This is a genomic window from Variovorax beijingensis (assembly GCF_003951285.1).
In the GTDB taxonomy this organism is placed as follows: domain Bacteria; phylum Pseudomonadota; class Gammaproteobacteria; order Burkholderiales; family Burkholderiaceae_C; genus Variovorax; species Variovorax beijingensis.
On the sequence record NZ_RXFQ01000013.1, the window covers coordinates 129,495 to 150,891 of the forward strand.

Genomic DNA, 21,397 nt, shown 5'->3' on the forward strand with positions numbered 1-21,397 from the left:
GAAGACGGCCGGCCTTAGACTTCGCGGCCCTATCGATATAACGACAACAAAGGCTGCGATGTTCTCTCGATTGCGCGCCGACATCCGGTGCATCCTCGAACGCGACCCGGCCGCGCGCAGCGCCTGGGAAGTGATCACGGTCTACCCCGGCTTCCATGCCGTGGTGCTGCACCGCTGGGCGCACGCCTGTTGGACGCACGGTTTCAAGTGGCCGGCCCGCTTCATCGCGCACGTGGCGCGCGGGCTCACGGGCATCGAGATCCATCCGGCGGCCAAGCTCGGCGAGCGGGTGTTCTTCGACCATGCGATGGGCGTGGTGGTGGGCGAGACCGCCGAGATCGGCGACGGCTGCACCATCTACCAGGGCGTGACGCTGGGCGGCACTTCGCTCTACAAGGGCACCAAGCGGCATCCGACGCTGGGCAAGAACGTGGTGGTGAGCGCGGGCGCCAAGGTGCTGGGCGGTTTCCTCGTCGGCGACGGCGCCAAGATCGGCAGCAACGCGGTGGTCATCAAGCCGGTGCCGGCAGGGGCGACGGCGGTGGGCATTCCCGCACGCATCATCCCGTCGAAGGCCGGCGAGAGCGCCGACGTGGCCGCGCCGCAGAAGTTCTCCGCCTACGGCATCACGCAGGACGACGACCCGCTGAGCCAGGCGATGCGCGGGCTGATCGACAACGCCGCGGGCCAGGAGCACCAGATCGCGCTGCTGTGGCAGGCCATCGAGAAGCTGTCTGCGCATCCCGGCACCAAGGACTGCGTTCCCTGCGACGCGGCGCGCGACGAGAGCTTCGAGGCGGAGAAGCTGACGCAGCTGATCGGCAAGTAGAGCGGGTTTCAGGATCTCCTTGCTCGGGGCGCGTGCACGAGGGCACGCCTTGAGTCAAACCTCAAGCCGAACGCTTCGCAGCCGCGCTGTGCAGCGACCCATGCACATGCCCCGCGTGCTGTCCGAAGGGCTCGGTGGCGGGCGCGGCGGTGTCCAGTTCCTGCAGGATGCCGCAGTTGCGCGCCGATTCGGCGCCGCAGCACTGCTGGCGCAGCGCCTTCAGCTGCTTCTCCAGCGTCTTGAGCTCGCGGATGCGCGCAGCCACGTGGCCGATGTGGTCGTCGAGCAGCTGGTTGACTTCGCCGCAGTCATCGCCCGGTGCGTCGCGGAACCTGAGCAGGCTGCGGATCTCGTCGAGCGTCATGTCCAGCGAACGGCAGCGGCGGATGAAGCCCAGGCGCTGCGCATGCTCTTCGTCGTAGATGCGGTAGTTGCCCTCGGTGCGCGCGGGCTCGGGCAGCAGCTGCTCGCGCTCGTAGTACCGGATGGTTTCGACCGGCGTGTTCGCGGCCTTGGCCAGTTCTCCGATTTTCATGATGCGGCAAGAAAGAAAGAAAGGAAGGAAGGAAGTGGAGGAATCGCCGTTTGACTCTACACCTGCTTCAGGGTTTCCAATCGGCTTCATGACGAACCAGAATGCCCTGAAACCGATGGCGCCGCATGCCCACTCCCATGCGCCGGCCGCTCCCGAAACGGCCTGCTGCGGCAACCCGGCCTGCGGCTCGCCGGCTGTCGCCGTGGCCGCTGCCGACATTCCGAAGGGCGCCTTGCTCTTTCGCATTCCCACGATGGACTGCGCGGTCGAAGAGTCCGAGATCCGGCGCGCGCTCGAACCGGTCGCGGGCGTGCGCGCGCTGCGCTTTCGCCTCGGCGAACGCACGATGGCCATCACGGCCGATGACGGCGCCTTGCCCGGTGCGCTCGATGCCATTCGCAGGGCGGGCTTCAAGCCCGAGCCGTTGAACGACGCGGCAAGCAGCCCGGCCGAGGGTGCGCAGCCGGCGGCCGCCCCCGGGGGCATGAGCAGCGGCCTCGCGCGCCTCGTTGCCGCACTGGCGCTGGCCATCGCGGCCGAGGCCGTTTCCTTTCTCGCACCGGAGGGCGCCGGGTCCACGGCGGCGGAGATGGGGCTTGCGCTCGCGGCCATCGCATTGGCCGGCCTCGACACCTACAAGAAGGGCTTTGCCGCGCTGCTGCGCGGGCGCCTGAACATCAACGCCCTGATGGCGGTGGCGGTCACGGGCGCCTTCCTGATCGGGCAATGGCCCGAGGCCGCGATGGTGATGGCGCTCTATGCCATTGCCGAGCTGATCGAGGCGCGCGCCGTCGATCGCGCCCGCAACGCCATCCAGGGCCTCTTGGCGCTGGCGCCCGAGTTGGCCGAGGTCAGGCAACCCGACGGCAGCTGGAAGACGGCCAAGGCCGAGACGGTGGCGCTCGATGCCGTCGTGCGCATCCGGCCCGGCGAACGCGTGCCGCTGGACGGCGTGGTGACCGAGGGGGCGAGCGCCATCGACCAGGCGCCGGTCACGGGCGAGAGCATCCCGGTCGACAAATCGGCTGGGGACCCGGTGTTCGCGGGCACCATCAACCAGACGGCCGCGCTCGAATTCCGCGTGACCGCTGTGGCGGCCAACACCACGCTCGCCCGCATCATCCATGCGGTCGAAGAAGCGCAAGGCACGCGCGCGCCCACGCAGCGCTTCGTCGACCGGTTCGCGGCCGTCTACACGCCCGCGGTCTTCGTGCTGGCCGTTGCCGTGGCGCTGCTCACGCCCTGGCTCATGGGCTGGAGCTGGACCGAGGCCATCTACAAGGCGCTGGTGCTGCTGGTCATCGCGTGCCCGTGCGCGCTCGTCATCTCGACGCCCGTCACCGTGGTGAGCGCGCTGGCCTCGGCCGCGCGGCGCGGCATCCTGATCAAGGGCGGCACTTACCTCGAAGAGGCGCGCAAGCTCAAGGCCGTGGCGCTCGACAAGACGGGAACCATCACCGAAGGCAAGCCGAAGCTGGTCGCATCGCGCCTGCTCGACCCGGCGGCGGATGAAGCCGCGATCTTCGCCATTGCCGCGAGCATCGCGGGCCGCTCCGACCATCCGGTGTCGAAGGCCATTGCCGAAGGCCTGGAGCGCGAGCACCAGCCGGTCGGCGACTTCACGGCCTTGCCCGGACGCGGCGTGCAGGCCGTCCACGGAGGCCGCAGCCATGTGCTTGGCAACCACCGCCTGATCGAAGAGCAGGGGCTGTGCAGTCCCGCGCTCGAGGCCGAGCTGAAGCAGCATGAGGAAGCGGGGCGCACCGTCACGCTGCTGGCCTCCGGCCATGCCGTGCTGGCGCTGTTCGCGGTGGCCGACACCATCAAGCCGTCTTCGAAGGCGGCCATGGCCGAGCTGCGCGCGCTGGGCGTCACACCGGTGATGCTGACCGGCGACAACGCCGCCACGGCCAGGGCGATCGGCATGCACGCGGGCATCGACGACGTGCGCGGCAACCTGCTGCCCGAGGAGAAGCTCGATGCCATCAAGGCGCTGCAGCAGCGCCATGGCATGGCCGGCATGGCGGGCGACGGCATCAACGATGCGCCCGCGCTCGCGCAGGCCGACATCGGCTTTGCGATGGGCGGCGCCGGCACCGACACCGCCATGGAGGCGGCCGACGTGGTCATCATGAACGACGACCTGCGGCGACTGCCCGAAACCATCCGCCTCTCGCGTCGCGCGCATGCGGTGCTGTGGCAGAACATCACACTGGCGCTCGGCATCAAGGCCGTGTTCTTCGTGCTCGCGGTCTTCGGCAGCGCCACGATGTGGATGGCTGTGTTTGCCGACATGGGTGCCAGCCTGCTGGTGGTGGCCAACGGATTGCGGCTGATGCGCGCGCCGAAGGGCGGCTGAGGAGCTGCGCCCACGCGGCGTTGCGGACGAGGCGCCCGAACAAAACTAACATCGAGTGCTTCGCTCATTCAGACCATCGGTTTCATGTCCGCCACTTCGCTCCTGCTGCAACTCATCGTCATCCTGAGCACCGCGCGCATCTGCGGCTGGGTGCTGCGCCACGTGGGCCAGCCCGGCGTGGTCGGCGAAATGGCGGCGGGCCTCATGCTCGGGCCGGTGGTCATGGGGGCGCTGTTTCCCTCGCTGCATGCGCAGCTTTTCTCCAAGAGCCATCTCGAAGGCCTGTCTTCGCTCTCGACCGTGGGCCTGGTGCTCTTCATGTTCGTGGTGGGGCTGGAACTGCGGGCCACGCAGGGCGTGCGCGCGCAGCTGAAGGCGGCCGGCTCGGTGGGCGCGCTCAGCATCATCGTGCCGATGGTGCTGGGCCTTGCGATTTCGCCGGCGCTGCATCCGGCGCTGGCACCCGCGGGCGTGGGCTTCTGGCCGTTCGCGCTGTTCATGGCCGCGGCGCTGTCGATCACGGCCTTTCCGGTCATGGCGCGCATCCTGAAGGACCGCGGCCTCACGCGCACGCCGTTCGGCCAGCTGTCGCTCGGCGCCGCGGCCGTGGTCGATGTGTTCGCCTGGATCCTGCTGGCGCTGGTTGTGGCGCTCGCGGGTGCGGGAGAGGGCTACACGGGCCTGCTCAAGACCACGGCCGGCGTGGCCGTGCTGCTGGCCGTGCTGTTCTTTGGCCTGAAGCCGGCTTTCGCATGGATTCTGCGCACGCGCGCACCCGACGGCGAACCATCGACCACGGTCATGGCTTCGCTCATGATCGGCCTTCTCGCCTGCGCGATGGTGACCGAATGGCTGCACCTGCATGCCGTGTTCGGCGCTTTCCTGTTCGGTGCCTGCCTGCCGCGCGACGACCGCCTGCTGAGCTCGCTCACGGAGCGCATCGAGCCGATTTCCATCGTCGTGCTGATGCCGCTGTTCTTTGCGCTTGCCGGGCTCGGCACCACCACCAATGCCTTCTCGGGCGCGAGCATCGGCGCCATGCTGCTGATCGTCGCGGTGGCCACCATCGGCAAGCTAGCCGGCGGCGCCATCGGCGCGCGCATGGCGGGCTACGGATGGCGCGACAGCCTGGCCACCGGCTCGCTGATGAACGCGCGCGGCCTGATGGAGCTCATCGTGATGAAGATCGGGCTGGACGCCGGCCTGATCGGCCCCGAGCTCTTCACCATGCTGCTGGTGATGGCGCTGGCCACCACCGCGATGACGGGGCCGCTGATCAACCTGGTGATGGGACGCGCCAGGCCTTCCACCGAGGCCGAAGAGGCCGACGCACGCGCCAAGCCGTGATGCGCCGTCAGCGTGCGAGCGGCACCGCGAACCCGATGCGGGTCTCGCCGTTCGCGCTCGAGGCGAACACGCGGCCGCCATGCATGCGCGCAATGGCCTCCACGATCGAGAGCCCCAGGCCGTGGTGGCGCGCCGACCGGTCCCGTGCGGGATCGGCGCGGTAGAAGCGCTCGAACAGGCGTGGCAGCGTCTCGGCCGCGATCGGTTCGCCGCGGTTCACGACGGTGAGCGTGGCTTCGTTCGGGCCCTTGGCGATCTCGATGCCGATGCAGGACGCCGGCGCCGCGAAGCGGATCGCATTGCCCAGCAGGTTGGAAAGCGCACGCCGCACCAGGGAGGCATCGACGTCGGCCACGGCGTCGCCGGTGACCGTGGCCGAGAGTCCGGCCTCCTCGAGCATGGCTTCGTGGAAGTCGATCACGTCGCGCGCCTGCGCCGCCAGGCTCGTGCCGGCCTTCACGCGCAGCGGCGCGCCGCGCTCGGCCTGCGAGAGAAAGAGCATGTCGGTGACGATGACCGAGAGCCTGCCGACTTCCTCGAGATTGGAGGCCAGAACGGCCTGCAGTTCGTCGTTCGGCCGCGGGCGCGACAGCGCAAGCTCGGTGGTGCCGATCAGGTTGGCAAGCGGTGTGCGCAGCTCGTGCGCGACGTCGGCATTGAACGATTCGAGTTGCACATAGGCCTTCTGCACGCGCAAGAGCAGGGCATTGAACTGCGTGATCCACGGGTGCAGTTCGCGCGCGAACGCCGATGCATCGATGGGCTGGTTGATGTGGTCCGGCGTCAGCGCGGCGGTGCGCCTGGCCAGCGCCTCCAGTGGCCGCAGCCCGCGCCGCACCAGGTGCGCGCCGGTCAGCGACACAAGCAGCGTGCCCAGCACGGCGGCCGCAAGCAGCGTCCATGCAAGCCGGTGCAGCAGCACCACGTCCCTTGCCACGTCGATGCCGATGCGGATCGAAAGCGGCGTGCCCCCGCCTGCCCGGCCCCATGTGTGCACGAAGTCGCGCTGGATCCAGCGCCCGCCCGCAGGCGGTGCCGAGCGGAAGAACACGCTGCCGTCGGACTGCCGCGCAATCGAGAGCCTCACGTCGTCCTGCAGCGAGAAGAAGTCCTCGAGCTTGTGGCGCAGGAAGGAAAGGTCGCCGTCCTTCTCGCCTTCCTCGAGCAGATGCTGCACCAGCTGTGCCTTGTGGTCGAGCTCGGCGTCCTGCTTTTCGCCGAAGCTCCATGCGGTCACCAGGTAGACCGCCAGGCAGGCCACGCTGAGGCAGAAGAAGGCCTGCGCGGCGAACCAGGAGGTGAGCCGGTTGCGGATCGAATGCGGCCGTGCCGGGCTCACGACCAGGAACGATCCTCGAGCACGTAGCCCATGCCGCGCACCGTGTGCAGCAGCTTGACGTCGAAGGGATCGTCGATCTTGCTGCGCAGCCTGCGGATGGCCACCTCGACCACGTTGGTGTCGCTGTCGAAGTTCATCTCCCACACCTGCTCGGCCAGCGTACTGCGCGAAAGTATCTGGCCGCGGCGGCGCAGCAGCACCACCAGCAGCGTGAACTCCTTGGCCGTGAGGTCCAGCCGCGTGCGGTTGCGAAAGCACTTGCGGCTGGCCAGGTCGAGCTCCAGGTCGGCCAGCCGCAGCACGGTGGACTCCTGCGGCTTGCCGCGGCGCAGCAGCGCCTGGATGCGCGCCAGCAGCTCGGAAAAGGAAAAGGGCTTGACGAGGTAGTCGTCGGCGCCTTGCTGCAGGCCGTTGACCCGGTCCTCGACCTTGTCGCGCGCGGTGAGCACCAGCACGGGCACGTTGCTGGTGCGCCGGATCGCCTGCAGCACCGCGAAGCCGTCGATGCCGGGGAGCATCACGTCGAGCAGGATCAGCGCGTAGTCGCCCTCGGTGGCAAGGTAGCGGCCTTCGATGCCGTCGCGCGCGATGTCGACCACGTAGCCGTTCTCTTCCAGGCCCTTCTTCAGGTAGTCGCCCAGCTTGGGCTCGTCTTCAATGACCAGAATTCGCATCGGCAGATGTTAACGATGGGGCGGGGGCACTGAAGGTTACGAATTCGTCATCGCGGCGACAGGAAAAAGCCCGCACGCCTGTCGTACATTGCGCCGCAACCTGCAAACCGCAGGGGCATTGCGGGCCAGCATGCCACATGCCGCCGATATACTTTTTGCTCCATGCGCCGCTGGCTTCTGATCTTCTTGCTGCTTGTGCTGCCCTTCCAGTTCAGCTGGGCGGCCTCGGCCGCCTATTGCCAGCACGAGCGCGATGCGCAGTCAGGCCACTGGGGCCACCACGAGCACGAGCACGAGCCGGACCGCAGCGCGGATGGTTCCCGTACCGACGACGCGCAGAAGAGTCCCGTCACCCAGCCCAACGCCGTGCTGGGCGATTGCGCCGCCTGCCACCTGGGGCAGGCGCAACACCTGCCGCCGGCGGCCGAACGCGCGCATGCGCCGTTGCCCATCGCGCAGGCGCTGCGTGCCGTGCCCGCCGAACATTTCATCTCGCACATCTCCGAAGTGCCCGTGCCTCCTGCGTGGCCTCTCGCCCTTTGATTCGGCGAGAGAACAAGCACCCACATCCCTGATACCCGACATCAGCCGCTGAGCCCCCTCGCCGAATTCGTCCGCCCGTTGTTTTGCAACCCAGGAGAATTCGATGCGCACGCTCTTCGTGCCGCTGGCCGTCATGGCCTTGGCGGTGCCCCCGGTATTTTCACAACCCGCTGCCGGTTCCAACCCTTCGCCGATCCGGCACACGGCCGCGGCAATGGCGGAGCCCACGGGCCCGCTGGACCTGCGCAGCGCGCTCGCGCTCGCACTGCGCTTCAACCCGGGACTTTCGTCCGCCTCGCGCGAGCGCGAGGCCAGCGATGCGGCCGTGCTGCAGGCCGGTGCCTGGCCCAATCCGGTGTTCGACGCACAGGTGGAAGACCTGCGCCGCGGCAACCGCACCACCACGCTGCAGCTGAGCCAGCCCATCGAGCTGGGCGGCAAGCGCGCCGCCCGCGTGACGGCGGCCGAGCGCGCGCGCGACCAGGCCGCCTCGGCGCTGCTCGCGCGGCGCTCCGAACTGCGCGCATCGGTGATCACGCTGTTCTTCGAGGTGCTGGCCGCGCAGGAGCGCCTGCGCCTGGCGCAGGATTCGGTGGGACTTGCAGAGGGGGCAACACGCGCCGCCGCCAGGCGCGTGGCGGCCGGCAAGGTCTCGCCGCTGGAAGAAAGCCGAGCGCGCGTGGCCGAGGCCGGCATCCGTGTCGAGTTGCTGCAGGCCGAAGGTGCATTGCGTTCGGCGCGCCAGCAATTGGCCGCGCTCTGGGGCAATCCGAACCCGCGCTTCACGCAGGCGGACGGCGCGCTCGACCGGCTGCCGGCTGCGGCTGCGGCTGCGGCGGATGTGGGGGGACGGCTTTCCGCGGCGCCGGTGTTGCGCCATGCGCGGCTCGAGGTCGAGCGGCGCCAGGCGCTGTCGGACCTGGAACAGGCCCGGCGCATGCCCGACGTCACGGTGTCGCTGGGCGCCAAGCGCGTGCCGGCCGATGAGGGCATGGGCAGCGGCAGCGGCCGCAACCAGGTCGTGGTGGGCTTGTCGGTGCCGCTGCCGATCTTCGACACCAACCGCGGCAATGTGGCCGAGGCACTGAGCCGCGAGGAGAAGGCACGCGACGAGCTCGCCGCGGCCGAGCTGCAACTGGGCACCGACGTGGCGCAGGCCACCGAGCGCCTGCGCTCGGCGCGCGCCACTGCCCAGACGCTGCAGCGCGATGCACTGCCCGGCGCCGAAGCCGCCTACAAGGCCGCCGCCAGGGGCTTCGAGCTCGGCAAGTTCAGCTTTCTCGAGGCACTCGATGCGCAGCGCACGCTGTTCCAGGTGCGCAACCAGCACCTGCTTGCGGTGGCCGACGCGCACCGCACGGCCGCCGAGCTCGACCGGCTGCTCGGCACCGGTGGCGAAGAAGAAACCCCTGATGCGGCACCCGCCGCGCGCTGACAAGGAGTGCATCAATCATGAACACCGAAGAAGAACGCAAATCTTTCGCCGAGCGCGTCGGCAGGAAGCAGTGGATGGCGATCGCGGTCGTGCTGGCGGTGGGCCTCGGCGCCGGCGCGATGATCCTGCGCATCGCGCCGCCCGCGCCCGAAGCCGCCGGGCATCCGGAAGCCGAGGGCCATGCCGATGGCGAGCACCATGAGGAAGGCAGGGCCGAGGGCAAGGACGAGCACGGCCACGGTCACGGACACGGCGAAGACAAGGGCCACGCCGGCGAGGAGCACAACGAGGAAGAAGAGAAAAAGATCGCCTTCACCGACGCGCAGATCCAGGCTGCCGGCGTGGCCATCGAAAGCGCCGGCCCGGCGCGCATCCGATCGTCGCTGCAGCTGCCCGGGGAGATCAAGTTCAACGAAGACCGCACGGCCCACGTGGTGCCGCGCGTGGCGGGTGTGGTCGAGAGCGTGCCGGCCAACCTCGGGCAGGAGGTCAAGCGCGGGCAGGTGCTGGCAGTGCTCTCGAGCCCGATGCTTTCGGAGCAGCGCAGCGAGCTTCGGTCGGCAGAGCGTCGGCTTGAGCTGGCCCGCACCACCTACCAGCGCGAGAAGAAACTCTGGGAAGAAAAGATCTCGGCCCAGCAGGACTACCTGCAGGCGCAGCAGGCGATGCAGGAGGCGCAGATCGCCGTGGCCAATGCGAACCAGAAGCTGCTGGCGCTGGGCGCCGCGCCCGCCTCGTCGGCCCTGGGACGCTACGAGCTGCGCGCGCCCTTTGACGGCATGGTGGTCGAGAAGCACATCTCGCTCGGCGAATCGGTGAAGGAAGACGCCAGCGTCTTCACGATTTCCGATCTCTCGACCGTGTGGGCCGAGATCAGCGTGGCCGCGAACAACCTGAGCCTGGTGCGCATCGGCGAGCCGGTGAGCATCCGCTCGACCGCGTTCGATCAGGCGGCCAGCGGCACGGTGTCGTACGTGGGCTCGCTGATCGGCGCGCAGACGCGCACCGCCACGGCGCGCGTCACGGTGACGAATCCGCAGCGTGTCTGGCGGCCCGGGCTGTTCGTGAATGTGGAGCTCGTTTCGTCGGAGGCCGAGGCCGCGGTGACGGTTTCGGCCGACGCGGTGCAAACGGTGGAGGACAAGCCCACTGTCTTCCTCAAGGTGCCCGGCGGCTTCATGCCGCAGCAGGTGCGGACCGGCCGCAGCGACGGCCGGCGCATCGAAGTGTTGAGCGGCCTGGAGTCCGGCACGGCCTATGCCGCGAGCGGCAGCTTCGTCGTGAAGTCGCAGCAGGGCAAGAGCTCTGCCACGCACACCCACTGAGGACGCCGCATGTTCGAACGAGTCATCCGGTTTTCCATCGAGCAACGCTGGCTGGTGCTGCTGGCCGTGCTGGGCATGGCGGCGCTCGGCGTCTTCAGCTACCAGAAGCTGCCGATCGACGCGGTGCCCGACATCACCAACGTGCAGGTGCAGATCAACACGGCTGCGCCCGGCTACTCGCCGCTCGAGGCCGAGCAGCGCGTGACCTATCCCATCGAGACGGTGATGGCCGGTCTGCCGGGCCTGCAGCAGACCCGGTCGCTGTCGCGCTACGGTCTCTCGCAGGTGACGGTGATCTTCGAGGACGGCACCGACATCTACTTTGCGCGGCAGCTCGTGAACGAGCGCATCCAGTCGGCGCGAGAGAGCATGCCGGACGGCATCTCGCCGGTGATCGGGCCGATATCGACCGGGCTCGGCGAAATCTATCTCTGGACCGTGGAGGCCGAGGAGGGTGCGAAGAGGGCCGACGGCAAGCCCTACACGCCCACCGACCTGCGCGAGATTCAGGACTGGATCATCAAGCCGCAGCTGCGCAATGTGAAGGGCGTGACCGAGATCAACTCCATCGGCGGCCATGCCAAGGAGTTCCAGATCGCGCCCGACCCCGCCAAGCTGCTGGCGCACGGCCTCTCAATGGCCGACCTGGTCAGCGCACTGGAGCGCAACAACGCCAACGTGGGCGCGGGCTACATCGAGAAGCGCGGCGAGCAGTACCTGATCCGCGCGCCGGGGCAGGTGAAGTCGGTGGAGGACATCGGCAACGTGATCCTCGCGAATTCCAGCGCCAGCGCGGGCGGCGTACCGCTGCGCGTGCGCGACGTGGCCGAGGTCGGCATCGGCCAGGAGCTGCGCACCGGCGCCGCCACCGACAACGGCCGCGAGGTGGTGCTGGGCACGGTGTTCATGCTGATCGGCGAGAACAGCCGGACCGTCTCGCAGGCGGTCGACAGGAAGATGCAGCAGATCAACCGCACGCTGCCCGCGGGCGTGAAGGCCGTGACCGTGTACGACCGCACGGTGCTGGTCGACAAGGCCATTGCCACGGTGAAGAAGAACCTGTTCGAGGGCGCGGTGCTGGTGATTGCGGTGCTGTTCCTGTTCCTCGGCAACATGCGCGCGGCGCTGATCACCGCGCTGGTGATTCCGCTGTCGATGCTCTTCACCTTCACCGGCATGGTGAACCAGAAGGTCAGCGCCAACCTCATGAGCCTGGGCGCGCTGGACTTCGGCATCATCATCGACGGCGCGGTGGTGATCGTGGAGAACTGCGTGCGGCGCCTCGCGCATGCGCAGGCCAGGCATGGGCGGGCACTGACGCGCAGCGAGCGCTTCCACGAGGTGTTCGCGGCCTCGCAGGAGGCGCGGCGGCCGCTGCTGTTCGGCCAACTCATCATCATGATCGTGTACCTGCCGATCTTTGCGCTCGCGGGCGTGGAGGGCAAGCTGTTCCACCCGATGGCCTTCACGGTGGTGCTCGCGCTGCTGGGCGCGATGATCCTGTCGATCACCTTCATTCCCGCGGCCGTGGCGCTCTTCATCGGCCACAAGGTGAGCGAGAAGGAGAACCGCCTGATGCAGTGGGCCCGGCGCGGCTACGAGCCGCTGCTGGCGCGCGCGATGGCGGCCAGGCCGCTGGTCATCACTACGGCGGTGGTGGCGGTGCTGCTCTCGGGCCTGCTGGCGACGCGCCTGGGCACGGAGTTCGTGCCGAGCCTCGGCGAAGGCGACTTCGCACTGCAGGCGCTGCGCATTCCGGGCACCAGCCTCACGCAGTCGGTCGAGATGCAAAAGCAGATCGAACGCACGCTGACGGCGAAGTTTCCGGAGATCGAGCGCGTGTTCGCGCGCACCGGCACGGCCGAGATCGCGTCGGACCCGATGCCGCCGAACATTTCCGACGGCTACATCATGCTCAAGCCGGAGAGCGGGTGGCCCGAGCCGCGGCGCACGCGCGACGAACTGCTGGCCGCCGTGCGGGAAGAGGTCGAGAAGCTGCCGGGCAACAACTACGAGTTCTCGCAGCCGATCCAGCTGCGCTTCAACGAACTGATCTCGGGCGTGCGCAGCGACGTGGCCGTGAAGATCTTCGGCGACGACATGGAGGTGCTGAACAGGACCGCGGCCGAGGTGTCTGGAACGCTGAGCAGGATCTCCGGCGCCGCCGAAGTGAAGGTCGAGCAGACCACGGGGTTGCCGATGCTCACGGTGAACATCGACCGCAGCAAGACGGCGCGCTACGGCCTCAACGTGGGCGACGTGCAGGACGCGGTCTCCATCGCGGTGGGCGGGCGCGAGGCGGGCGCGCTGTTCGACGGCGACCGGCGCTTCGGCATCATCGTGCGGCTGCCCGAGAACCTGCGCACCGACCTGGAGGCGATCAAGCGCCTGCCGTTGGCGCTGCCCGTGGGCGCGGGCGCGCAGGCCCAGCAGCGCACCAGCTTCATTCCGCTCGGCGAAGTCGCCACGCTGGAGCTGGCGCCGGGCCCGAACCAGGTGAGCCGCGAAGACGGCAAGCGCCGCATCGTGGTGAGCGCCAACGTGCGCGGGCGCGACCTCGGCTCCTTCGTGGCCGAGGCCGAGGAAGCGATGCGCAAGGTGCGCATTCCGCCGGGCTACTGGACGGCCTGGGGCGGCCAGTACGAGAACCTGGCGTCGGCCGCCGAGCGGCTGCAGGTGGTGGTGCCGGTGTCGCTGCTGCTGGTGTTCACGCTGCTGTTCGCGATGTTCGGCAACCTGAAGGACGGACTGCTGGTGTTCACCGGCATTCCGTTCGCGCTCACGGGCGGCATCGTCGCGCTGTGGCTGCGCGGCATTCCGCTGTCGATCTCGGCTGCGGTGGGTTTCATCGCGCTGTCGGGCGTGGCGGTGCTCAACGGGCTGGTGATGATCTCGTTCATCCGCAACCTGCGCGAGGGCGGGCTGCCGCTCGACGCGGCGATCCGCGAAGGCGCGCTCACCCGGCTGCGGCCGGTGCTGATGACCGCGCTGGTCGCGTCGCTGGGCTTCGTGCCGATGGCCATCGCCACCGGCACCGGCGCCGAGGTGCAGCGGCCGCTGGCCACGGTGGTGATCGGCGGCATCCTGTCATCGACCGTGCTGACGCTGCTGGTGCTGCCGCTGCTCTATCGCATCGCGCACCGGCGTGAGGAGCACGAAGAGAAGGAGGACGCGCGCGGGCAGAGCGATGGTGCACCGTGCGATCCTGCGCACGGAGAGGTCCGTGGCACGTGAATCAGCCCACACGGCCGGCGCAGCGAGAAGGCGCTGCGCCGGGCTTTGCGGGCTGGCCGGTTCCAAGTAGTTTTCGCCCCCGGTGTCACAAACCATCCCCACCGGACGTCTTGCTTGCAAGGACGTCCACGGGGGGCGTTCTCTGGACTGCCTTTTCACAAGGAATCGACCATGAAGATCGTCATCATCGGGGGCTCCGGCCTCATCGGCTCCAAGCTCGCCGCACGGCTGCGCCACACCGGCCACGAAGTCGTTGCCGCCTCGCCCTCCACGGGCGTCAACACGCTCACGGGCGAAGGGCTGAAGGAGGCCCTGGCGGGCGCACAGGTTGTCGTCGACGTGGCGAACTCGCCGTCGTTCGAGGACGAGGCCGTGCTGCGCTTCTTCGAGACCTCGGGCCGCAACCTGCTCGCGGCCGAGGCCGAAGCCGGCGTGGCCCACCACATCGCGCTCTCGGTCGTCGGCACCGACCGGCTGCTCGCCAGCGGCTATTTCCGCGCCAAGCAGGCCCAGGAAGACCTGATCGGGGCCGCGTCCGTGCCTTACACGATCGTGCAGGCGACGCAGTTCTTCGAGTTCCTGGCCGGCATTGCCAACGCGGGCGCCGCGGGCAGCGAGATTCGCCTGTCGCACGCTCTGGTGCAGCCGATTGCGGCGGAAGACGTCGCCGCCGCGCTGGCTGACATCGTGAACGAGCCGCCGGCCGGTGGGCGCGTGGAGATCGCAGGCCCCGAGGCCGTGCCGCTCGACGACCTGGTGCGCCGTTTTCTCGCTGCGACGGGCGATGCCCGGCAGGTCGTTGCCGATGCCGAGGCGGCTTACTTCGGCGTGCGCCTCGACGACCGCTCGCTCACGCCGGCTGCCGGCGCGCGCCTCGCGCCGACCGGCTTCGAGGCCTGGCTCCGGCAGCGCCCGAAGGCCTGATCCCGCTGGCTCGCCGCCTAGCGCGGCGGCCGGATGGCCGACTTCGGCCGGAACGCCTTGCAGACCGTGTCGTCGGTTTCCAGGTACGGCCCGCCGATCAGGTCGATGCAGTAGGGCACCGCCGCGAAGATGCCGGGCACGACCTGCACGCCTTCGGTGTCCTTGAGCCCCTCGAGCGTTTCCGCGATCGACTTCGGCTGCCCCGGCAGGTTGATGATCAGGCTCTTGTCGCGGATCACCGCCACCTGGCGCGACAGGATCGCAGTGGGCACGAAGCGCAGGCTGATCTGGCGCATCTGCTCGCCGAAGCCGGGCATTTCCTTGTGGGCCACGGCCAGGGTGGCCTCGGGCGTCACGTCGCGCAGGGCCGGGCCGGTGCCGCCGGTGGTCAGCACCAGCGAGCAGCCGGCGTTCACCAGTTCGATCAGCGTGGCGCTGATCAGGGCCGCTTCGTCGGGAATCAGCCGGGCCTCGAAATCGATCGGGTTCTTCAGCGCGCGGCCGAGCCATTGCTGCAGCGAAGGCAGGCCCTTGTCTTCATAAGTGCCGCTGGAGGCGCGGTCGCTGATGGAGACGATGCCGATGCGGACGGGGTCGGGTGCGCTCATGCGTCCTCTTCCCGGTCTTGCGCGGCCGCCGCCGCCGCATGGTCCGCACCGCCGTGCACCGCGAGCTGCGCGCGCACCAGCTGAAAGATCTCGCGGTAGGCCTTGCCCTGGCGCGGCGCCTCGCCGGGGGGGCCGGCCTTCATGTCCTTGCGGGCCTGGCGCACCAGGGCGCGCAGCTGCTGCGAATCGGTGGCGGGGTGGGTTTCGATCCAGCCGCCCAGCGCATCGTCGTCGGCAATCAGCCGGTCGCGCCAACGTTCGGCCTCGTGCAGCGCGGCGGTTTCGGCTGCGGGCACGCTGTTCTGCTCGGCGAGGGCGAGCCTCACGGCTTCGAGTACTTCGGGTTCGAGCTTGCGCATCAGCTTGCCGATGAACTGCATCTGTCGCCGCTTGCCCTCGAAATTGGTGATGCGCTTGGCCTCGGCGACGGCGTCGACCAGTTTTTCGCCCAGCGGGAGCGCATCGAACAGGCCGGCGCGCAGGCCGAGCAGCTCGGTGCCGAGCTTTTGCAGTTCATCGCTTTCGCGCTTGAGATCGGTGCGGCTGGCTTCGTCGGTGCCCTTGAGCTCGCGCTTGAGCTCCAGGTCGAGCTCGCTGCCTTCGGCAACGAACTGGCCACGGACGAAATAGCCTTTTTTGGGTTTGCGGGACATGGGGTGGATTCTGGGCCGCACCGTGCGGCGTTGCAACGCGTGCAATGCGCAACGGGAAGCCGGGGCAAAACGGGATATGGGGGGCGCAAGTATCATAGCCACCACATGACGACATCTTCCTCGCGCGCCGATTCCGGCTTCGCCTACAGCCGCTCCTTCTTCGAAAACCTGGTCGACACGGCCCTGGCCCGCGCCAAAAAGCTCGGTGCCACCGATGCCGGCGCCGAGGCCTCCGAGGGCTGCGGCCTGAGCGTCTCGGTCCGCAAGGGCGAGCTCGAGAACGTGGAGCGCAACCGCGACAAGTCGCTGGGTATCACGGTCTACGTGGGCCACCGCCGCGGCAACGCCAGCACCTCCGACTTCTCCGAGGCCGCCATCGCCCAGACCGTGCAGGCGGCCTACGACATTGCCCGCTTCACCGCCGAAGACCCGGTCAGCGGCCTTCCCGACGAGGAAGACATTGCCAAGGAGCACCCCGAGCTCGACCTGTTCCATCCCTGGAGCGTGACCAGCGAGCAAGCGGCCAAGCTCGCGCTCGAATGCGAAGAGGCGGCGCTTTCGACCGACAAGCGCATCACCAACAGCGAAGGCGCGGGCGTCTCGGCCCAGCAGAGCCACTTCTTCAGCGCCCACACCCACGGTTTCCGCGGCGGCTACGCCAGCTCGCGGCATTCGATGTCGGTTGCGCCCATCGCCGGCAAGGGCGACGACATGCAGCGCGACTCCTGGTACAGCTCCATGCGATCGGCCGACGAGCTGGCCAGCCCGCAGGCGGTGGGTCGCTATGCCGCCGAACGGGCGCTGAGCCGGCTCAAGTCGCGCAAGATCAAGACCACCGAATGCCCGGTGCTGTTCGAGTCGCCGCTGGCCGTGGGCCTCCTGGGCGGGCTGGTGCAGGCCGTGAGCGGCGGGGCGCTGTACCGCAAGAGCACTTTCCTGCTCGATTCGCTCGGCAAGCCGGTGCTGCCCAGGCACGTCGACGTGGCCGAAGACCCGCACATCCTGCGTGGCAAGGGCAGCTCGCCCTTCGACGACGAAGGCGTGGTGACCCGTGCGCGCAAGGTGGTGGACGCCGGCCGGCTCGAAGGCTACTTCCTGTCGACCTATTCCGCGCGCAAGCTCGGCATGAAGACCACCGGCAACGCCGGCGGCTCGCACAACCTGATCCTGAGTTCGCGCCTCACCAAGCCCGGCGACGACCTCGACGCCATGCTCGCCAAGCTCGGCACCGGCCTCTTCGTGATCGAGCTGATGGGCCAGGGCGTGAACTACGTGACCGGCGACTACTCGCGCGGCGCGAGCGGCTTCTGGGTCGAGAAGGGCCGCATCGCCTTCCCGGTGCACGAGATCACCATTGCCGGCAACCTCAAGGACATGCTGATGGGCATCGAGGCCATCGGCGCCGACGCCTACACCTTCGGCGCCAAGACCACGGGCTCGGTGCTGGTCAACCGCATGAAGGTGGCCGGCAGCTGAACCAGCCGCCGATCCGCTCTCAGACGATGCGCACCGACAGGTTCGGCAGGCCGTCGATGTGGATCTCGATCACTTCGCCGCGCACCACCGGCCCCACGTTCTCGGGCGTGCCCGAATAGATGATGTCGCCAGGCATCGGCTCGAAAGCCTGCGAGAGGCGGCCGATCTGCTCCGCCACCGACCAGATCATGTGCTTGAGCGTGGCGTTCTGCCTGGTCTGGCCGTTCACCTTGAGCCAGATCGCGCCGTCGGCGTAGTGGCCGACCTTGGCCACCGGATGGATCGGCCCGATGGGCGCCGAGCGGTCGAAGCTCTTGCCGATCTCCCAGGGCACGCGGTCTACTTCGCCCGCTGCTTCAGGCTGCACAACGGCGTCACGCCGCGGCAGCTCCGCAGCCAGTCGGATGCGGAGCTGGCGACGGTGGCGCTGGACCGGAGCCGTCGGACCGCCAGCGTCGTTTGACCACGGCGTAAGTCCTAAGTCCTATAAACCTTCGCCGCGCGCAGACTCGCGCTTGCCGGCCCCCCATGGCCGGCAAAGCACAAGGAGCGGCATGGCCACGCTGGACCGGATGGGCTGTCATCGCTGCGGGCGCGTTCGCCTGCACGCCGATGCGCCATGTCCGGCCTGCGGCGCGGCGCTGCCTGCAGAAGCGGCGGTGGCGGGCGCGAACGAGCCCTTCGTCGGCCGCCGCGGCGAATTGCAGCTGGCGCACGATGCGCTCGGCGGGGCGCTGGGCGGGCGCGGCCGCGTCGTCATGCTGAGCGGCGAGGCCGGCATCGGCAAGACGCGGCTGGCCCAGGAGGTGGCAACACTGGCCCTGCGGCGCGGCATGCTGACCCTGTGGGGCCGCTGCCTCGAGGAACCCGGCGCGCCGCCTTTCCTGCCGTGGACCCGCGCGATGCAGGCCTGCCTGCGGGCCTGCCGCGACGAGCGCCTGCCCGCGCTGCTCGGGCGCGAGGCCGCCGCGGCGGTCGAGATCGCGCCCGAACTCGCCGGGCGGCTGCCCCCCGGCACCGCGGTGCCGGCGATCGGCGAGGGCGACCAGGCGCGCTTCCGGCTGTTTGCCGCGGTCGCGCATTTCTGGCGCCAGGTGGCGACGCTGCGCCCGCTGCTGCTGATCCTGGACAACCTGCACTGGGCCGATGCATCGTCGCTGCGGCTGCTGGCCTTCATCGCCCAGGATGTCGGCGAATCCCGCATCCTGCTGCTCGGCTCCTACCGCGAGGCCGGCCTGTCGCGCCAGCATCCGCTGGCGGCCACCCTGGCCGAGCTGCTGAACACCCGGCAGTTCTGCCGCCTGCCGCTGCAAGGGCTGAGCCTCGAAGAGACCGAGCGGATGGTGGCCGCGGCCAGCGCCGTGACGCCGCCGCCCGCGGTCATTGCGACCATGCACCGCCGCACCGAGGGCAATCCGCTGTACCTGGTCGAGACGCTGCGCTTCCTGCACCAGGGGCACTGCGGCAATGACCCGCAGGCCGCCGCGGCGCGGGCCGAGACTGTGCCCAGCGGCATCCGCGCGGTGATCGGCCGGCGGCTGAACCAGCTCTCGGCACCGTGCTGCGAACTGCTCGCGATCGCCGCGTCCATCGGCCGCGACTTCGACCTGCCGATGCTGGCCGAACTGGCCGGCGCCGGCGGCGAGGCCGCGCTGCTGGGCAGGCTCGACGAGGCGCTGGCGCAGCGCGTCATCGAGGCCATGCCGCCCGGGCCGCAGTACCAGTTCAGCCACGTGCTGATCCGCGAGGTGCTCTACGACGAGCTGCCCGCGGCGCGCCGCGTCGCGCTACACGGGCGCATCGCCGAGTTGCTCGAGGTGCGCCACGCCGGGGGCCTCGATGCGGTGCTGGCGCAGCTCGCCTACCACGCGGCCGCGGCCCTGCCGGCGGGCAACGCGGCGCGCGCGCTGGACATCGCGCAGCAGGCCGCCGCGCGGGCCGTGGCGCTGATGGCGTACGAAGAGGCTCTGCGCTGCTACCGCCTCGCGCTGCAGTTGCAGGAACGCTGGCTGCCGGCCGAGCGCGCGCGGCATGGCGCGCTGCTGCTGGCGCTGGGTGCGGTCCAGGTGCATGCCGGCGAGAACGATGCCGGCGCCGCCACCTTTCTCGAAGCGGCCACGCTGGCGCGAGCGCTCGGCGACGCGGACCTGTTCGCGCAGGCGGCGCTCGGCTTCGAGGACAACGGCTGGCGCATCAGCCGCCCGGGCGAGCAGGCGGCGGCATTGCTCGAGGAAGCGCTGGCGTCATCGGACGGTTTCGACGCCGCGCTGCGGGTCGACCTGCTGGCCGCGCTGTGCCGCGCCTGCATCTTCTGCGGCCGCCAGCCGCAGGCCAACGCGGCGCAGCGCCGGGCGGTTGCGCTGGCGCGCGGTCTGGCGATGCCGCACCCGCTGTTCAAGGCGCTGGCGGCGATCCTGCCGGCCCGCGCCGATCCCACCCAGCTCGACGAGCGCCTGCGCTGCGCGCGCGAAGCACTCGAAGTGGCCGAGCATGCCGGCCACATGGAATGGGTCGACGCGCTGACCGGCTGGTACTTCGGCGACCTGGTCGAGAAGGGAGAACTCGGCGCGGCGCGCCCGCTGGCGCAGGTCCATGTACGGGTGGCGGACGCGATCCGCCAGCCCTTCATGCAGGCCATGGGGCTGGCCAGCCTCACATTGCTCGCCGCCTACGAGGGCCGCTTCGCGGATGCCGAGCGGCTGGCCGGCGAGACCTTCACGATCGGGCAGCGCTTCCTGCCCGGCAACGCGCAGGGCGCCTACAGCCTGCAGATCTTCGTGCTGCGGCGGCACCAGGGCCGCCTCGGCGAGGTGCTGCCGGTGCTGCGCGGCTTGGTCGGCAGCGTGCCGCGCGACAGCCTCTGGCAGCCCGGCCTCGCGCTGATCTGCGCCGAACTCGACCTGCACGAGCCGGCCCGCGAGGCCTACGAGGCGCTTGCGGCCGACGGCTTTTCCGGCATTGCGCGCGACGGCATGTGGCTGACCAACATCGTCTTTGCGGCCGAGGTCTGCGCCCGCCTCGGCGACCGGCCGCGCGCAGCGCTGCTGTACCGGCTGCTCGCGCCCTATGCCGGCCGCAACGTGGTGACCGGCACCAACATCGCCTGCTTCGGCGCCGTGGACCGCTACCGCGGCATGCTGGCCGCACTGGCCGGCGACGATGCGAACGCCGCGGTGCATCTGGAGGCCGCGGTCGCCCTGGACGAGCGCTGCGGCGGCCGCCCCTGGCTTGCGTACAGCCGCTTCGAATGGGCGCGCTGGCTGGCCGCGCACGGCGATGCAGCGGCCGCGAGCACGCAGCTCGATGCGGCACTCGCGCTCGGCCGCGAACTGGGCATGGCCAGCCTGGCGCGGCGCTGCGAGGCGCTGCAGCGCGAACTGGCAGGCGCCAACTCGGTGCCGTCCACGTCCCCCGAGGGCCTGAGCCGGCGCGAGCTCGCCGTGCTGCGGCTGCTCTGCGCCGGCTGCAGCAACCAGGCGATTGCCGAGCGCCTGTTCATCAGCCCGCACACGGTGGCACACCACGTGCGCCACATCCTCTCGAAGACCGACTGCCGCAGCCGCACCGAAGCCGCGGCCTGGGCGCACCGCCACCGCGTCGCAGCCGAGGGCCTGGAGCAATCCTGATCGCCGGGGCGGCCCGGCGCGAAATGGTCAATTCGGGCGATGCGCCGCCGCGCACACAAGCCTAACTTCGGGTCTCGGGCTCGGCGCCGCCGGGCCCCTCAACCGAAGGAGTGCGCCCCATGCCTGCAACCCTGTACGAACGACTTGGTGGAGAGGAGCGCATCCAGCGGCTCGTCACCGACGTCGTCGAGAACCACTACACCAATCCGCTCATCCGTTCGCGCTTTGCGAACAGCAACCGCGCCGAGGTCGAGCGCCACGTGGTCGAGTTCCTCTGCTCCGGCAGCGGCGGCCCGCAGTGCTACACCGGCAAGGACCTGGTGTCGGCCCACAAGGGCATGAACATCAGCGAGCAGGAGCTGGTCGCCGCAATGGACGACATCGTCGCGGCCATGACCAAGAACGGCTACGACCAGGCCGAGAAGAACGAGGTGGTCGCAATCCTCTATTCGTTGAAGGGCGACGTGGTGCGGCTGTAGACGCAGCCGCC

The 21,397-nt window shown here is 69.5% G+C and carries 16 protein-coding genes and 1 pseudogene; 11 read left to right on the forward strand and 6 right to left on the reverse strand.

Annotated features, from left to right (window positions below):
* Positions 1–37: 37 nt before the first annotated feature.
* Positions 38–829, forward strand: coding sequence for a serine O-acetyltransferase (cysE, locus tag EJO66_RS21935; RefSeq protein WP_276311989.1), 792 nt, complete (start codon positions 38–40; stop codon positions 827–829).
* Positions 830–890: 61 nt separating this feature from the next.
* Here cysE and cadR read toward each other — a convergent pair whose 3' ends face one another.
* Positions 891–1,364, reverse strand: coding sequence for a Cd(II)/Pb(II)-responsive transcriptional regulator (gene cadR, locus EJO66_RS21940; RefSeq protein WP_125966088.1), 474 nt, complete (start codon positions 1,362–1,364; stop codon positions 891–893).
* 88 nt (positions 1,365–1,452) lie between these two features.
* On the opposite strand from cadR, the gene EJO66_RS21945 reads away from it, so the two are divergent.
* Positions 1,453–3,723, forward strand: coding sequence for a heavy metal translocating P-type ATPase (locus EJO66_RS21945; RefSeq protein ID WP_124961768.1), 2,271 nt, complete (start codon positions 1,453–1,455; stop codon positions 3,721–3,723).
* A gap of 84 nt (positions 3,724–3,807) precedes the next feature.
* Positions 3,808–5,070, forward strand: coding sequence for a cation:proton antiporter (locus EJO66_RS21950; RefSeq protein ID WP_125966089.1), 1,263 nt, complete (start codon positions 3,808–3,810; stop codon positions 5,068–5,070).
* A 7-nt stretch (positions 5,071–5,077) separates the two neighbouring features.
* On the opposite strand, the gene EJO66_RS21955 is transcribed toward EJO66_RS21950, so the two are convergent.
* Together EJO66_RS21955 and EJO66_RS21960 are read right to left on the reverse strand one after the other, a co-directional pair.
* On the reverse strand, positions 5,078–6,409 hold the full coding sequence (locus tag EJO66_RS21955; protein ID WP_125966090.1) for a heavy metal sensor histidine kinase: 1,332 nt from the start codon (positions 6,407–6,409) through the stop codon (positions 5,078–5,080).
* Entirely contained in the window at positions 6,406–7,083 is a 678-nt protein-coding gene (locus EJO66_RS21960) for a heavy metal response regulator transcription factor (RefSeq protein WP_062366367.1), read from the reverse strand. Before EJO66_RS21960 ends, EJO66_RS21955 begins: the two co-directional genes overlap by 4 nt.
* A gap of 162 nt (positions 7,084–7,245) precedes the next feature.
* Between EJO66_RS21960 and czcI the strand changes: the two genes are divergently transcribed.
* The 5 genes from czcI to EJO66_RS21985 all read left to right on the forward strand — a co-directional run bounded on the left by czcI (position 7,246) and on the right by EJO66_RS21985 (position 14,544).
* Complete coding sequence (czcI, locus tag EJO66_RS21965) at positions 7,246–7,626, forward strand: cation efflux protein, CzcI family (protein WP_125966091.1); 381 nt, start codon at positions 7,246–7,248, stop codon at positions 7,624–7,626.
* Between the two features lie 103 nt (positions 7,627–7,729).
* The gene (locus EJO66_RS21970; RefSeq protein ID WP_125966093.1) at positions 7,730–9,061 is read left to right on the forward strand and encodes a TolC family protein; all 1,332 of its coding nucleotides are present in this window, start codon (positions 7,730–7,732) and stop codon (positions 9,059–9,061) included.
* 17 nt (positions 9,062–9,078) lie between these two features.
* Positions 9,079–10,386 carry an efflux RND transporter periplasmic adaptor subunit gene (locus EJO66_RS21975; protein WP_125966094.1) on the forward strand — a complete coding sequence of 436 codons (1,308 nt, stop codon included), beginning with the start codon at positions 9,079–9,081 and terminating at the stop codon, positions 10,384–10,386.
* Positions 10,387–10,395: 9 nt separating this feature from the next.
* Positions 10,396–13,620, forward strand: a complete 3,225-nt coding sequence (locus tag EJO66_RS21980; protein ID WP_125966095.1) for a CusA/CzcA family heavy metal efflux RND transporter — start codon at positions 10,396–10,398, stop codon at positions 13,618–13,620.
* Between the two features lie 171 nt (positions 13,621–13,791).
* A complete protein-coding gene (locus tag EJO66_RS21985) occupies positions 13,792–14,544 on the forward strand; it encodes an SDR family oxidoreductase (protein ID WP_125966097.1) in 753 nt (250 codons plus the stop codon).
* Between the two features lie 17 nt (positions 14,545–14,561).
* Here EJO66_RS21985 and mog read toward each other — a convergent pair whose 3' ends face one another.
* On the reverse strand, positions 14,562–15,152 hold the full coding sequence (gene mog / locus EJO66_RS21990) for a molybdopterin adenylyltransferase (protein ID WP_125966099.1): 591 nt from the start codon (positions 15,150–15,152) through the stop codon (positions 14,562–14,564).
* Positions 15,149–15,805, reverse strand: a complete 657-nt coding sequence (yjgA, locus tag EJO66_RS21995; RefSeq protein WP_125966100.1) for a ribosome biogenesis factor YjgA — start codon at positions 15,803–15,805, stop codon at positions 15,149–15,151. The genes mog and yjgA overlap by 4 nt, the downstream gene beginning before the upstream one ends.
* Positions 15,806–15,910: 105 nt before the next feature.
* Between yjgA and pmbA the strand changes: the two genes are divergently transcribed.
* The gene (gene pmbA, locus EJO66_RS22000) at positions 15,911–17,281 is read left to right on the forward strand and encodes a metalloprotease PmbA (protein ID WP_125966101.1); all 1,371 of its coding nucleotides are present in this window, start codon (positions 15,911–15,913) and stop codon (positions 17,279–17,281) included.
* Positions 17,282–17,300: 19 nt separating this feature from the next.
* Here the strand turns inward: pmbA and EJO66_RS22005 are convergent.
* Positions 17,301–17,621 (reverse strand): annotated as a pseudogene (locus EJO66_RS22005) (fumarylacetoacetate hydrolase family protein); the annotation flags it as partial.
* 214 nt (positions 17,622–17,835) lie between these two features.
* Between EJO66_RS22005 and EJO66_RS22015 the strand changes: the two are divergent.
* Positions 17,836–20,907, forward strand: a complete 3,072-nt coding sequence (locus tag EJO66_RS22015; protein ID WP_125966102.1) for a helix-turn-helix transcriptional regulator — start codon at positions 17,836–17,838, stop codon at positions 20,905–20,907.
* A gap of 119 nt (positions 20,908–21,026) precedes the next feature.
* Positions 21,027–21,386: a group I truncated hemoglobin gene (locus EJO66_RS22020; protein ID WP_062366395.1), complete on the forward strand. Its 360-nt coding sequence runs from the start codon at positions 21,027–21,029 to the stop codon at positions 21,384–21,386.
* Positions 21,387–21,397: the final 11 nt, after the last annotated feature.